Origin of the sequence: Streptomyces sp. NPDC047971 (genome assembly GCF_040653355.1) — a bacterium.
Lineage (GTDB): Bacteria > Actinomycetota > Actinomycetes > Streptomycetales > Streptomycetaceae > Streptomyces.
Genome location: NZ_JBEZNW010000007.1, coordinates 100,652 through 114,106 on the forward strand (window position 1 = coordinate 100,652; position 13,455 = coordinate 114,106).

The 13,455-nt window shown below is 73.0% G+C and carries 12 protein-coding genes; all 12 read left to right on the top strand.

Annotation, left to right across the window (positions count from 1 at the left end; all coding sequences use genetic code 11):
- The first annotated feature begins 2 nt into the window (after window positions 1-2).
- The 12 genes from AB0D99_RS09655 to AB0D99_RS09710 all read left to right on the top strand — a co-directional run bounded on the left by AB0D99_RS09655 (window position 3) and on the right by AB0D99_RS09710 (window position 13,309).
- Window positions 3-971 (top strand): NADPH:quinone oxidoreductase family protein, encoded by a 969-nt coding sequence (locus AB0D99_RS09655; RefSeq protein WP_362358472.1) that lies wholly within the window; start codon window positions 3-5, stop codon window positions 969-971.
- On the top strand, window positions 968-2,158 hold the full coding sequence (locus tag AB0D99_RS09660) for an acyl-CoA dehydrogenase family protein (protein ID WP_362358473.1): 1,191 nt from the start codon (window positions 968-970) through the stop codon (window positions 2,156-2,158). The genes AB0D99_RS09655 and AB0D99_RS09660 overlap by 4 nt, the downstream gene beginning before the upstream one ends.
- Complete coding sequence (locus AB0D99_RS09665) at window positions 2,155-3,231, top strand: acyl-CoA dehydrogenase family protein (protein WP_362358474.1); 1,077 nt, start codon at window positions 2,155-2,157, stop codon at window positions 3,229-3,231. Before AB0D99_RS09660 ends, AB0D99_RS09665 begins: the two co-directional genes overlap by 4 nt.
- Window positions 3,232-3,329: 98 nt before the next feature.
- The gene (locus tag AB0D99_RS09670; RefSeq protein ID WP_362358475.1) at window positions 3,330-4,937 is read left to right on the top strand and encodes an ABC transporter substrate-binding protein; all 1,608 of its coding nucleotides are present in this window, start codon (window positions 3,330-3,332) and stop codon (window positions 4,935-4,937) included.
- Between the two features lie 23 nt (window positions 4,938-4,960).
- The gene (locus AB0D99_RS09675; protein WP_362358476.1) at window positions 4,961-5,926 is read left to right on the top strand and encodes an ABC transporter permease; all 966 of its coding nucleotides are present in this window, start codon (window positions 4,961-4,963) and stop codon (window positions 5,924-5,926) included.
- Complete coding sequence (locus AB0D99_RS09680; protein ID WP_362358477.1) at window positions 5,919-6,755, top strand: ABC transporter permease; 837 nt, start codon at window positions 5,919-5,921, stop codon at window positions 6,753-6,755. Before AB0D99_RS09675 ends, AB0D99_RS09680 begins: the two co-directional genes overlap by 8 nt.
- A gap of 92 nt (window positions 6,756-6,847) precedes the next feature.
- Window positions 6,848-7,750: an ABC transporter ATP-binding protein gene (locus AB0D99_RS09685; protein ID WP_362358610.1), complete on the top strand. Its 903-nt coding sequence runs from the start codon at window positions 6,848-6,850 to the stop codon at window positions 7,748-7,750.
- Window positions 7,751-7,968: 218 nt separating this feature from the next.
- Window positions 7,969-8,628: an ATP-binding cassette domain-containing protein gene (locus AB0D99_RS09690; RefSeq protein ID WP_362358478.1), complete on the top strand. Its 660-nt coding sequence runs from the start codon at window positions 7,969-7,971 to the stop codon at window positions 8,626-8,628.
- A 79-nt stretch (window positions 8,629-8,707) separates the two neighbouring features.
- Entirely contained in the window at window positions 8,708-9,049 is a 342-nt protein-coding gene (locus AB0D99_RS09695) for a hypothetical protein (RefSeq protein ID WP_362358479.1), read from the top strand.
- Window positions 9,050-9,080: 31 nt separating this feature from the next.
- Window positions 9,081-11,594, top strand: coding sequence for a VWA domain-containing protein (locus AB0D99_RS09700; protein WP_362358480.1), 2,514 nt, complete (start codon window positions 9,081-9,083; stop codon window positions 11,592-11,594).
- Window positions 11,591-12,973, top strand: a complete 1,383-nt coding sequence (locus tag AB0D99_RS09705) for an extracellular solute-binding protein (protein ID WP_362358481.1) — start codon at window positions 11,591-11,593, stop codon at window positions 12,971-12,973. The genes AB0D99_RS09700 and AB0D99_RS09705 overlap by 4 nt, the downstream gene beginning before the upstream one ends.
- Before the next feature lie 141 nt (window positions 12,974-13,114).
- Window positions 13,115-13,309, top strand: coding sequence for a hypothetical protein (locus AB0D99_RS09710; protein WP_352190023.1), 195 nt, complete (start codon window positions 13,115-13,117; stop codon window positions 13,307-13,309).
- Window positions 13,310-13,455: the final 146 nt, after the last annotated feature.

Genomic DNA, 13,455 nt, shown 5'->3' on the forward strand with positions numbered 1-13,455 from the left:
CGATGCAGGCATGGCGAGTGCACGAGAACGGCGAGCCGGGCGAGGTGATGCAGCTCGACGAGGTGGACACGCCGACACCCGGTGAGGGGCAGCTGCTCCTCAAGGTGCGCGCGGCCAACATCAACTTCCCCGACGCCCTGCTCTGCCGGGGCCAGTACCAGGTGCGACCCCCGCTGCCCTTCACCCCGGGCGTCGAGATCTGCGGCGAGACCGAGGACGGCCGCCGGGTCATCGCCACCCCCGCCCTCCCGCACGGCGGACTCGCCGACTACGCGGTGGCGGACGCGGCGGCCCTGCTCCCCGCGCCCGAGGCCCTCGACGACGCCGAGGCCGCCGCCCTCCACATCGGCTACCAGACCGGCTGGTTCGGTCTGCACCGGCGCGCCGCGCTGCGGGAGGGCGAGACCCTCCTCGTGCACGCCGCCGCGGGCGGGGTCGGCAGCGCCGCCGTCCAGCTCGGCAAGGCGGCCGGCGCCACCGTCATCGGCGTCGTCGGCGGAGCGGAGAAGGCCGAGGTCGCCCGGGCGACGGGCTGTGACGTCGTCGTCGGCCGCCACTCCGAGGACGTCATCGCCGCCGTCAAGGAGGCCACCGGCGGCCGGGGCGCCGACGTCGTCTACGACCCGGTCGGCGGCGCGGCCTACGCGCAGTCCGCCAAGGTGGTCGCCTTCGAGGGCCGGATCGTGATCGTCGGCTTCGCGAGCGGCTCGATCCCCTCGCCCGCCCTCAACCACGCCCTCGTCAAGAACTACTCGATCGTCGGCCTCCACTGGGGCCTCTACAACCTGAAGGACCCGGCCGCGATCCTGCGCTGCCACGAGACCCTCACCGAGTACGCCGCCAAGGGCCTCATCAAGCCGCTGGTCAGCGAGCGGGTGCCGTTCGCCGCCGCGGCCGACGCCGTGCAGCGGGTCTCCGAGGGCGTCACCACCGGCCGTCTGGTCGTCCTCCCGGAAGGGGCCGCCCGATGACCGCCCCGATCGACGCCGAGGAGCTCCGCGCCAGGACCGGGCGGCTGCTCGCCGAACACCCGCCCGCGACCACCGACCGCACGGACTTCCTCCGGGCCCGCTTCGACGCGGGACTCGCCTGGGTGCACTACCCCGTGGGGCTCGGCGGCCTCGACGCCCCGCGCTCCCTGCAGGCCGTCGTCGACGCCGAACTGGCCGCCGCCGGCGCCCCCGACAACGACCCCCGCCGGATCGGCATCGGCCTCGGCATGGCCGCGCCGACCGTTCTCGCCTACGGCTCCGAGGAGGTCAAGCGACGCTTCCTCAAGCCGCTCTGGGTCGGCGAGGAGGTGTGGTGCCAGCTCTTCAGCGAACCCGGCGCGGGATCCGACCTCGCCGCGCTCGGAACGCGCGCGGTCCGGGACGGCGACACCTGGGTGGTCAACGGCCAGAAGGTCTGGACGTCCAGCGCACACGTCGCCCGCTGGGCCATCCTCATCGCCCGTACCGACCCGGATCTGCCCAAGCACCGGGGCATCACCTACTTCATCTGCGACATGACCGACCCGGGCGTCGAGGTCCGGCCGCTGCGCCAGATCACCGGCGAGGCCGAGTTCAACGAGGTCTTCCTGACCGACGTCCGCATCCCCGACGCCCACCGGCTCGGCGAGACCGGCGACGGCTGGCGCGTCGCGCAGACCACGCTCATGAACGAGCGGGTCTCCATCGGCGGCGCCCGCATCCCGCGTGAGGGCGGGATGATCGGGCCGGTCTCCACGACCTGGCGCGAGCGCCCCGACCTGCGCACCCACGACCTGCACCGGCGGCTGCTCGACCTCTGGGTCGACTCCGAGGTGGCCCGCCTCACCGGCGAGCGGCTGCGTCAGCAGCTCGTCGCGGGACAGCCCGGCCCCGAGGGCAGCGCCATGAAGCTGGGCTTCGCCCGGCTCAACCAGGCCATCAGCGGGCTGGAGGTCGAACTCCTCGGCGAAGAAGGACTGTTGTACGGGGACTGGACCATGCGCCGCCCCGAACTGGTCGACTTCACCGGCCGGGACGCCGGCTACCGGTACCTGCGGTCCAAGGGCAACTCGATCGAGGGCGGTACGACCGAGGTCCTGCTCAACATCGTCGCCGAACGCGTCCTCGGCCTGCCCGCCGAGCCCCGCAACGACAAGGACGTCGCCTGGAAGGACCTCGCGCGATGACTGATCTGCTCTACTCCGAGACCGAGGACGACCTGCGGGCCGCGGTCCGCTCCCTGCTCGGCGACCGGGCGGATCCGAGCGTGGTGCTCGGCCGGATCGAAAGCGGTGATCCGTACGTTCCCGGTCTCTGGAAGTCCCTCGCGGGCGAGATGGGCGCGGCCGGACTCCTCGTACCCGAGAAGCTCGGCGGACAGGGTGCGAGCCACCGCGAGGCGGCCGTGGTCCTGGAGGAGCTCGGACGCGCGGTGACACCGGCGCCCTACCTCACCGGTGCCGTGGTGGCGACGGAGACCCTGCTCGCGCTGGACACGGAGAGCGCCCCGGTCGCGGAGCTGCTCTCCGGTCTCGCGGGCGGCCGTACGGTGGCGGTGCTCGTCGTGCCGTTCTCGGCGGACCCCGACGCGGTGCCGCCGGCCACCGGCCGGGTGACGGGCGTCGCGGACGCGGCCGCGGCGGACGTCCTGCTCGTGCTCCGCGCCGACGGCCTGTACGCGGTCCCGGCGGCGGAGGCCACCGTCGAACCGCAGACCCCGCTCGACCTGACCCGGCCGCTCGCGGCGGTCGGCACGGACGGGACGAACGGCACCCGGCTCGCCGACCCGGACACCGCGCGGGCGGCGATCCGTCGCGGTCTGCTCGCGGGCGCCGGCCTCCTCGCCTCCGAGCAGCTCGGGCTCGCCGAGTGGTGCCTGGAGGAGACGGTCCGCCACACCCGTGAGCGCTACCAGTTCAACCGGCCCGTCGGCTCCTTCCAGGCGCTCAAGCACCGGATGGCGCAGCTCTGGCTGGAGGTCGTGAACGCCAGGGCGGTGGCCCGCGCCGCCGCCGACGCGCTGGCCACCGGAAGCCCCGATGCCCCGCTGACGGTGGCGGTGGCCCAGGCGTACTGCTCGAAGGTCGCCGTCCACGCGGCCGAGGAGTGTGTCCAACTGCACGGAGGCATCGGCATGACCTGGGAGCACCCCGCCCACCTGGCGCTGAAGCGGGCCAAGTCCGACCAGATCGCGCTCGGTTCGGCCGGGCGGCACCAGGACACCGTCGCCGCGCTGGTCGGCCTCCCGGCTCCCGTCTAGGCGGGAGTAAGGGGCCCTCGTGCCCACACCCCTTTACATACTGTTTAATTGCGTGTTGTTCGCAACAACAGTTGATCTTCAAGAGGGGTGTGGGCACGATGACCGCCCGATCCATACGCGGCGCGGCCGCCGCGACGATGGCCGGAGCCCTGGCCGTCACCGCGGCAGCCTGTTCGAACCCTGGCGGAACCGCTGCGGGAGCCGGCGGACCGAAGGATTCCGCGGTCGTCGGCATCGCCTACGAGCCCGAGACCCTCAGCCCCCTCCTCGGCTACGGCAAGGACGGCAACTCCAAGATCTTCGACGGGCTCCTGGCCTTCGACGGGGAGATGAGGCTGAAGCCGGCGCTGGCCCTCGCCCTGCCGCGCATCAGCGACGGCGGCCTCACCTACACGTACACCCTCCGCGAGGGCGTGACCTTCAGCGACGGCGTCCCCTTCACCGCCAAGGACGTCGTCTTCACGTACCGGACGATCCTCGACCCGAAGACGAACAACCCCTCCCGCACCGAACTCGACGCCCTCAAGAGCGTCGAGGCGGTCGGCGACGACACCGTCGTCTTCCGGCTCAAGTACCCCTACGCGCCCTTCGCCGAGCGCACCGTCCACGCCATCGCCCCCGAGCACGTCGCCGCGAAGCAGGACGTCAACACCGGCGCCTTCACCACCAAGCCGATCGGCACCGGACCGTACGTCCTCAGCGACTGGTCCAAGGGCGAGAAGCTCAGCTTCAAGGCCAACCCCACCTACTGGAACGGCGCGCCCCGGGTGAAGAAGTTCACCATGGCGATCATCAAGGACGACGACGTCCGGGCCACAAGGCTCCGCGCAGGCGACCTGGACGCCGCCATCCTGCCGCCCAACCTCGCCGCGGGCTTCGAGAAGGACAAGGCGAAGAAGACCTACGCGGCGAAGACCTACGACTACCGGACGGTCACGCTCCCGACCCACCACACGGTCACCGGGGACACCGCCGTCCGCCGCGCCCTCGACATCGCCGTCGACCGGCAGACCATGGTCGACAAGATCCTCGAAGGCGCGGGCAAGCCCGCCTACGGACCCGTCCCCACCGACAGCGAGTGGTTCGCCAAGGGCACCGAGCGCCGCCACGACCTCGCGGGCGCCCGGAAGATCCTCGACGAGGCCGGCTGGAAGCCCGGCCCCGACGGCATCCGCGTGAAGAACGGTGTCCGGGCCACCTTCCCCCTCTGGTACCTCTCCGGGGACAAGCTCCGCCAGGACCACGCCCTCGCCTACGCCTCGGACGCCAAGAAGGCCGGCATCGAGATCAAGACCCAGGGCGGCACCTGGGAGGTCATCGAGCCCCGGATGAAGACGGACGCCGTCCTCGCCGGCGGCGGCTCGCCCGGCGACCCCGACTTCGACCAGTACCTGCTCCTGAACTCCGCCCTCGCCGGCGACGGCTTCAACAACATGGCCTGGTACGACAACAAGGCCGTCGACAAGGCCCTGGAGGACGGCCGCCGTACGAACGACGCCGTCAAGCGGCACGCCGCCTACTCCACCGTCCAGCGCGAGCTGGTGAAGAACCCCGGCTACACCTTCCTCACCCACATCGACCACCTCTACGTGGTGAACGACAACTGGGACGGACTCTCCACCCAGATCGAGCCCCACGACCACGGCCTGGCCTCCGGCCCCTGGTGGAACGTCGAGGCGTGGAGCCCCAAGGGCGCGACGAAGTGAGCCGACGCCTCCCCTGGGGGGCCATGGCACGGATGACGGGACGGCGGGCCCTGTTCGCCGTCCCCGTCCTCCTCACCGTCACCTTCGCGGTCTTCGCCGTCGCCGACGCCTCCCCCTTCGACCCGGTCAAGGCCTACGCCGGCACCGCCGGACTCACGGCCTCGCAGGAGAACCTCGACCAACTGCGCGCCAATCTCGGCGTCGACCGGCCCCTCGTCACCCGCTGGTGGGAGTGGCTGACCGCCGCCCTGCGCGGAGACCTCGGCGACTCCAGCGTCATGCGCCAGCCCGTCGCCGACGTCATCGCCGAGCGCATCGGCTGGTCCGTGCTCCTCGCCGCCACGGCCTTCCTCGTCGCCATCCTCCTCGGCACCGCCCTGGGCGTCCTCGCCGGCCGCCGCCGCGGCGGCCCGCTCGACCGGACCGTCAGCTCCGCCGCGTACACCCTGGAAGCCGCCCCCGCCTTCTGGCTCGGGCTGCTCGCCATCTGGTTCTTCGCGCTGAGGCTCGGCGCCCTGCCGGCCGGTGGTCTCACCGACACCGCCAGCGACACCGTCACCGCCGATCAGGTGATCAGCCACCTCGTGCTGCCCGCCCTCGTCCTCGGCGTCTCCCAGCTGCCGTGGTTCTACCTGTACGTCAGACAGGGCGTCGGCGACGCCCTGGAGGAGGACCCCGTACGCGGCGCACGCGCGCGCGGCCTGCGCGAGCGGACCGTCCTGCTCGGCCACGCCCTGCGCTCCGGCATGCTGCCCATGCTCACGCTGGTCGGCTCCCGTGTACCCGAACTCATCACCGGAGCACTCCTCGTGGAGACCGTCTTCAGCTGGCCCGGCATCGCCGCGGCGACCGTCCAGGCCGCCACCTCGGTGGACTTCCCGCTGCTCGCCGCGCTCACCGTGCTCGCCACGGCCGCCGTCCTCCTCGGCAACCTCCTCTCCGACCTGCTGTACGGGCTCGCCGACCCGCGGGTGGGCTTCGATGGCTGACCAGCCGGCCCGCCGCGTACGGCTGTGGAGCTCGGCGCTGATCGTCGGCGCCGTCCTGCTCGCCGTCCTCCTCGTCCCGCCGCTCGTCCCACTCGACGAGCAGGCCGTCGACCTCTCGCTCAAGCTGCTGCCGCCGTCCTGGCAGCACCCCTTCGGCACCGACGACGTCGGCCGAGACCTGCTGCTGCGCTGCGTCTACGGACTGCGGATCTCACTCCTCGTCGGCCTGGTCGCCGCGCTCGTCGCCACCGTCATCGGCACCGCCGTCGGCGCGGCCGCCGCCTCGCTCGGCGGCTGGACCGACCGGGTCGTGATGCGGATCGTCGACGCCTTCTCCTCCGTGCCGCACCTGCTGCTCGGCATCTTCATCGTGGCCATGTTCCGCCCCGGCGTGTGGCCGGTCATCGTCTCCGTCGCCCTCACGCACTGGCTCTCGACCGCCCGGATCGTCCGCTCCGAGGTGCTCTCGCTCCGCTCGCGCCCCTACATCGACGCGGCGATCTCCGGCGGCGCGTCCCGATGGCGCGTGACCGCCCGCCATCTGCTGCCGGCCGTCCTGCCGCAGGCCGGACTCGCCGCCGTCCTGATGGTGCCGCACGCCATGTGGCACGAGTCCGCGCTCTCCTTCCTCGGCCTCGGTCTCCCCAGCCACCAGGCGAGCCTCGGCAATCTCGTGCAGTCCGCGCGCTCCTCGCTGCTCGCCGGGGACTGGTGGCCGACGCTCTTCCCCGGCCTGCTCCTGATCGTGCCGACACTCGCCATCGCCGGACTCGCCGGAGTGTGGCGCGACCGGCTCAACCCGCGCCGCCGATCGGAGCTGATGCTGTGAACGAGCGCCTGGTACGCGCCCTGGAGGCCGTCACCGCCGAGCGGGCCGACGAGGCCGTCCTCAGCGTGCGGGGTCTCTCCGTCCGCTTCCGGATGCGCGGCGGACGGCACGTCGCCGCCGTCACCGACGCGGACTTCGACCTGGCGGCGGGGGAGTGCCTCGCCCTCGTCGGGGAGAGCGGCTGCGGCAAGTCCGTCCTCGCCTCCGCGCTCCTCGGACTCCTCCCCGGCAACGCCGAGACCTCCGGCACGGCGCGGCTCGACGGCGTCGACCTGCTGGCCGCCGACGAGCGGACGCTGGCCCGTACGGTACGAGGACGGCGCGTCGGACTCGTACCGCAGAGCCCGGCCGCCCACCTCACCCCCGTGCGGACCGTGCGCGCCCAGCTGGAGGAGACCGTCCGCGAACTGGCCGCGACCCCGCGCCGGGAGAGGCGTGCCGCGGCCGAGGCGGCGGCCGAGCGGGCCGCGTTCCCCGCCGACCACCTCGACCGCTACCCGCACGAACTCTCCGGCGGCCTCGCCCAGCGCGCCGCGACCGCCCTCGCGCTCATCGCGGACGCTCCGCTTCTGCTCGCGGACGAGCCGACCACCGGCCTCGACCGCGACCTCGTCGAGCGGACCGTCGACGAACTGCGCCGTCACGCCGACGAGGGCCGGGCGCTGCTGCTGATCACCCACGACCTGGCCGCCGCCGAACGCATCGCCGACCGGGTCGCGGTGATGTACGCGGGCCGGATCGTCGAGACGACGGCCGCGCACCGCTTCTTCGGCGAACCGGGCCCGCGCCACCCGTACGCGCGAGGTCTGCTGAACGCGCTGCCCGAACGCGCGTTCACCCCCATTCCGGGCATGCCGCCCGAGCTGACCGCTCTGCCGCCCGGCTGCGCGTTCGCCCCGCGCTGTCCGTCGGCGACGGAGGTCTGCGCCACGCAGCCGGCACCGCTCGCCGGGGTGGCCTGCCACCACGCCGTGGGACAGGACCCCGATGCCTAGGGCGTGTTGCGAACGTCCCGCCCGCCCCGCGACGCCTGGCACGCGCGCGCGGGGTGGCGCGGAGGGCGCTCACACCGTGCCGGTCGCCTCCGGCCGCGCGGCGTGCGTCGACGCGGGGCCGCGGTCCCCCTTCGTCCGCCCGCCCGTGGTCGCCGACGGCCACCCGCCCGTGGTCGCCGACGGCCACCCGATCGCTCCCGTCGCACCAGGAGTGCCCCGTGCTTGAACTCGATGCCATCACCGCCGGCTACGACCGCCGCGCACCGGTCTTCCGCGGCGCCTCGCTGACGCTCGAACCCGGCGAGTCGGTCGGCCTGCTCGGGCCCAGCGGGTGCGGCAAGTCCACGCTCGCCCGGGTCGCCGCCCTGCTCCACCGGCCGGACGCCGGACGCGTCACGATCGACGGGCAGGAGGCACGGGGCTGGCGCCACCGCGCCCCGCGCGCCCTGCGGACCTCCGTCGGCGTGGTGTTCCAGCAGCCCCGGATGTCCGCCGACCCCCGGCTGCGGCTGCGGGACCTCATCGCCGAACCCCTGCGGGCCGGCGGCCTGCGCGCGGAGATCCCCGAACGGCTCGCCGCGCTCGCCCTCTCGGTCGGCCTCACCGACGATCTGCTGGCGCGACGCCCGCACGAGGTCAGCGACGGACAGCTGCAACGCGCCTGCCTGGCACGGGCGTTGGTGCTGCGCCCGCGCTGGCTGGTCTGCGACGAGATGACGGCCATGCTCGACGCCTCGACGACGGCCGCGCTCGTCGCCGCGGTGGAGTCGTACCGCGCGGAATCGGGCGCCGGGCTGCTCGCCGTCGGACACGACCGGGTCCTGCTCGACCGCTGGTGCGACCGCACGGTCGAGTGGGCCGACTGTCTGGCGGCCTGACCTCGAATTCTGTTGCAAGTGGATCGTGCTGACGGCAACTACCGTGCCATGATGGTGAGTTATGACGCCAGGGGAGGGTGTGACCAAGCACGAGATCCGCATCAGGCCGGTCCAGGAGACATCGCGCAGCGATGTCGACGCCCTGCTGACCTGGCTCACGCGCGAGCGGCTCGTGAAGGAGAGGCTGGAGAAGGGGGAGTTACGGGTCGAGCAGCGGGCCACACCGGACGAGCACGGAACCCCGATGGGCCTGGGGACCGAGATCGTCCTCGTCGTCCTCCAAGGGGTGACCGGCGTCGTCCTCGCCGAGCTCCTGGACCAGGCGAAGTCCGCCGTGCGGGAGTGGCAGGAGAACCGTCGGTCGGTCGGTGAGGACGATCCCCCCGACTTCGATGTCACCTCGGACGGCGATCCGAGGTAGCCCGGTGGCGCGATTCGACCCGCGCGGAAGGGTGAACCACGCTCTGCTCGTCACGGTGCCCGAGTACACCTCCGACCTGCCGCCGGATCCATCCGGCGTGCTGGGCGACATCGCCGCCGTCCGGCACAACGGCACGGAGCTGGCGAGGGCGCTGCGCGGGGGCGGGGTGTTCCGTGAGGAGGACGTCACCACCAGCAGCCCGGCCGGTTCCGACCTGTTCTTCCGGGACCTCATGCGCGCCCGGGAGCGCGCGGACGGCCTGCTCCTGCTGTACTTCGCCGGCCACGGCCTGGTGTCCAGCTACAACGAGCCGGACGAACTGTGGCTCGCCATGCCCCGCACCACGATCGTGCCGGGCGATCCGCCGGCGTTCCTGCAGGCCGTCCGGTGGAGCGAGGTGCTCCCCGCCCTGTGCCAGGCCCGGGCCGAGCAGGTGGTGGTCGTCCTCGACTGCTGCCACGCCGGCAACGCCTCCGCGGCCTGGAACCGGCTGCCCGCGGACCAGCGCGAGCGGATCTCGCTGCTCGCCTGCGTCCAGGCGAACGACCGGATCGACGCGGGCGACGGCGACACGCCCACCCCCTTCACCGGACAGCTGGTACGCCTGCTCGAACAGGGCGTCGACGGCGCCGGCGGCGAGATGGGCTTCGGCGCGCTCTGCGACGCGCTCAGGACCCACATGTCCACGCACCACACCACGCTGCGCAAGAAGCCGACCCCGTGGGTGCCGCAGAGCTGCCCGGCCGACGGCGCCGACGTGCTCCTCGCCGCCCTCGGCGTCGAGCCGCCGGCTCCTCCTGCGCCCCCGTCGCCCGACCCGCCGAGGGAGGGCGGGCGAAGGCGCCGCGTCCCCGTCCTGGCCTGGGCTGCCCTGGCCCTGTCGCTGGCCGTCGCGGCGGGGTTCGCCGTCTACCGCGCGCTGCCCGCGAGCCCCTGCGCGTCCCCCAGGGAACTGAGGCTGCTCACCGACCCGGACTCCGCACCGACCGTGCGCAAGGCGGTCAACGTCTATCTGGAATCCTCCGCCAACCGGGAGGGCGACTGCCGGCGCAGCGGCATCACCGTCTACGCCGCCAAGGCCGCCGACACCGTCGCCGCGTTCCGGGACTCCTCCCGCTTCTGGCAGGACCCCGACACCGACACCAACCCGCAGCGGGACATCGGCCCCCAGCCGGACATCTGGATCCCCGGCTCGGCGGCCGCCGTCGAGCGGGCCCGCTCCTACAGCGGCGGCGGATCGTCGGTGGAGCTGACGGCACACGAGCCGTTCGTCCACTCCCCGATGGTGCTCGCCGTCCCCGCGCAGCTGGCCGAGGGATCGGAGAAGGACCGGTTCGGCCGCCCCCTCGTCCAGTTCGTCGAGGCGATGACCCTCCGCGCCGAGGGCGCCGTCGTGGCGCGCAGCGACCCGGAGCACACCGACGCCGGACTGCTGGCTACCGTGGGCCTGTACGGGAACCGTCCCGGCGCCGCGGCCGGGGTGGAGCGGGGCCTGGCCCCCGGACGGCCACTGCCCGACGGCCGCGCGCTGCTGTGCGAGCTGCCCAAGGTGCCCGCCGTCGACACGAGGACCGCGGCCCTCGTGCCGGAGCACCTGCTGAGGACGGGGGTCAGCTGCGGACGCCAGACCCGGACCCCCCGCGTCGCCGAGTACCCGGCCGACGTGCCCCGGCTCACGCTGCCCTTCGTGCACGTCCGCTGGGACGGCGGCGACCGTGACAAGGAGGCCAGGGAGGATGCCGTCGAGCGCTTCCGTGCCTGGCTGACCGACCCGGACGGTGCCGGAATCGCGGCGTTCACGGCCGACGGCTACCGCGCCGGTGCGGGCGAGACGCACACCCCGGTCTCCCCGCCCGCCTCGCCCCCGGCCGCCGGCGCGCTCGCCGATCCCGGGCGGCTTCCGGACGCGGGAGACGCCGCGACGATGAACGCCGCTCTGGAGGGCTACCGCAAGGCCAACGGACCCGGCCGGGTGCTCTTCCTGCTCGACAACTCCGGTTCGATGAGGGGCTCCTGGGACGGTCCCGGCGGCGGCCCGGGAATCATCCAGCAGTCCCTCGGCGGGCTGGGAGGCCAGGACGAGTACGGCCTGTGGACGGTCTCCTCGAAGCCCGGAGCCGCCGACCCGTACACGCCCGTACTGGCCCTCGGCACCCACAGGAACCACGACGAGGCGAAGCGGATCGTCGGCGGGGCCCGGATCGAGGACAACGAGGCCGATCCGTACCGGGCGTTGAGCCAGGCGGTGACGGCGATGAAGGCGGAAGACGACGACAGCCGGCCCCGACTGATCGTCTTCGTCACGGACGACGAGGACAACACCCGCCTCACCGCCGGTGACCGTCTCGAGAGCCTGGTCACCACCCTCGGCCAGGCGGGGGTCCCGGTCGTCATGGTCTCCCTGGACGTCGGCGGCTGCGCCAAGGGCCGGCCCGACGAGCGGATCGCGGTCGCGAGCGGTGGACGGTGCCTGGACGCCTCGGGCGACCTCATCGCCGGACTGCGGGACGAGGTCGCCAGAACCGGTACGGGGGAGGGGACATGACGGCACGTACCTCGGGCCGCACCACCGCCTTCCTCCTCGCGGCCCTGCTCGCGCTCGGCGCATGCACGGGCGGGGGAGGCGCCCCGGCCGAGAACGCCACGGACTCCGGTGCCCCGCTCGTGATCGCCAGTGGGCGGGACGTCACCGGCAAGGGCGGCATCCGCGAGAAGCTGATCAAGGAGTGGAACGCCAGGCCGGGCAACACCCACCAGGCACGCCTGGTGGAACTGCCGGGCTCCGCCGACCAGCAGCGCGGTCAACTGCTCGGCGCGCTGCAGTCCGGCAGCGCCCGGTACGACGTGGTCAACCTGGACGTCACCTGGGTGCCCGAGTTCGCGGAGGCGGGGCTCGTCCAGGAGCTGGACGCGAGCCTCGTCGACGACGACGTCATCGACTCCGTCGCCCGGACCGCCCGTTGGGACGACAAGACCTACTCCGTCCCCTTCAACACCGACGTCGGACTGCTCTACTACCGCCGCGACCACCTGGAGCGGGCCGGCGTGCAGAGCAAGAACACCCGCCTCGACGAGAACACCACCTGGAGCGAGGTGCGTGACCTCATCAGGACCGTCGAACAGGCCGACCTGCCGGGCGTCGAGGCGGGCTGGACCACCCAACTCGCCCCGTACGAGGGGCTGACGGTCAACGGCGTCGAGGCGTTCTCCTCCGTCCTCGCGCAGGGGCTCACCGACGACCACGGGCGCTACACGGCCACCGTGAGCGGTCTGGAGGACGGCATCGAGGAGCTGCGCGACCGTACCGAGAGCTCCTACCTCCTTCCCGACGCCACCGGCTCCGACGAAGCGGCGTCGCTCACGGCCTTCATCAACGGCAGGACCACCTTCCTGCGCCACTGGCCCTATGCCTACGGCACGTTGCACCAGTCGCTCACCCCCGACCGGCTCGGGGTGGCCCCGCTCCCCGGCAAGGCGGTGCTCGGCGGTCAGAACCTCGCCGTCACGACGTCCGCCACCGGCGCGCGCGCCGAGGCCGCCCGGGATCTGATCAGCTTCCTCACCGACCCGCAGAGCGAACGCTGCCTGCTCGACGCGGGCTTCGCCGCCACGCGCGAGTCCGCGTACACCGACGACAAGGTCTCCTGCCGGCTCCCCGCCGCCTCGGGGCCCTCGCCGTCGGCGGAGAGCGCGGACCGCATGCCGCGGCAGGACGGGCGACCGCAGTACGCGCGCACCACCCTGCTCACCGCCCTGCGGGACGAGGCGGTCGCCCGCCCCCGCACCCCGCACTACGGAGCGTTCACCCAGACCTTCACCACGCATCTGAGCCGGCTCTTCGGCGACACTCCCCCCACCCCCAAGGAGCTCGCGAGGCAGCTGGACGAGGCGCTCCGGCACGCCCTGCCCGACCCCTCCCCCTGAGTGCCGCCGGGGCGGCCGAACCGCCGGGACGGCAATGTCACCCGTTCGGCAGACACGCCGTACGGCCGTACGGCGCTCCCGCTGCGCCACACTGGCCGCCGAACGCCGCGATTCCGGCGCGGCGCAAGGAGGGTGTGCGCGATGGCCGTGTCCGTCTCTGTCGTACTGCTGCTGCTCGTCCTGGCGGTGATCTTCCTCCGCAACGGCGGCCTCAAGTTCTCGCACGCGCTGGTCTGCGCCCTGCTCGGCTTCTTCCTGGCCGGCACGAGCATGGCGCCGACCATCCAGAACGGGGTCGCCGCCACCGCCAACGTGGTCAGCAGCCTGAAGCCCTGACGTTGTTCGGCGGAACGTTTCACGATCATGAACTGCCCATGAAAACAAGGGCAGTTGCATGTACATCTCACCGACTCGGGCCTAACGTCGGCCGCCGGCGCGACCGACGTACGCACCCGAGGAGCCGCATTGACCACCCTCCGCAG

What these genes read in the sequence shown, in the direction of transcription:
- AB0D99_RS09680 (WP_362358477.1), top strand. Translation starts at nt 5,919, where the DNA reads ATGGCTGACCAGCCGGCCCGCCGCGTACGGCTGTGGAGCTCGGCGCTG.
- AB0D99_RS09660 (WP_362358473.1), top strand. Translation starts at nt 968, where the DNA reads ATGACCGCCCCGATCGACGCCGAGGAGCTCCGCGCCAGGACCGGGCGG.
- AB0D99_RS09655 (WP_362358472.1), top strand. Translation starts at nt 3, where the DNA reads ATGCAGGCATGGCGAGTGCACGAGAACGGCGAGCCGGGCGAGGTGATG.
- AB0D99_RS09685 (WP_362358610.1), top strand. Translation starts at nt 6,848, where the DNA reads ATGCGCGGCGGACGGCACGTCGCCGCCGTCACCGACGCGGACTTCGAC.
- AB0D99_RS09675 (WP_362358476.1), top strand. Translation starts at nt 4,961, where the DNA reads ATGGCACGGATGACGGGACGGCGGGCCCTGTTCGCCGTCCCCGTCCTC.
- AB0D99_RS09665 (WP_362358474.1), top strand. Translation starts at nt 2,155, where the DNA reads ATGACTGATCTGCTCTACTCCGAGACCGAGGACGACCTGCGGGCCGCG.
- AB0D99_RS09705 (WP_362358481.1), top strand. Translation starts at nt 11,591, where the DNA reads ATGACGGCACGTACCTCGGGCCGCACCACCGCCTTCCTCCTCGCGGCC.
- AB0D99_RS09710 (WP_352190023.1), top strand. Translation starts at nt 13,115, where the DNA reads ATGGCCGTGTCCGTCTCTGTCGTACTGCTGCTGCTCGTCCTGGCGGTG.
- AB0D99_RS09670 (WP_362358475.1), top strand. Translation starts at nt 3,330, where the DNA reads ATGACCGCCCGATCCATACGCGGCGCGGCCGCCGCGACGATGGCCGGA.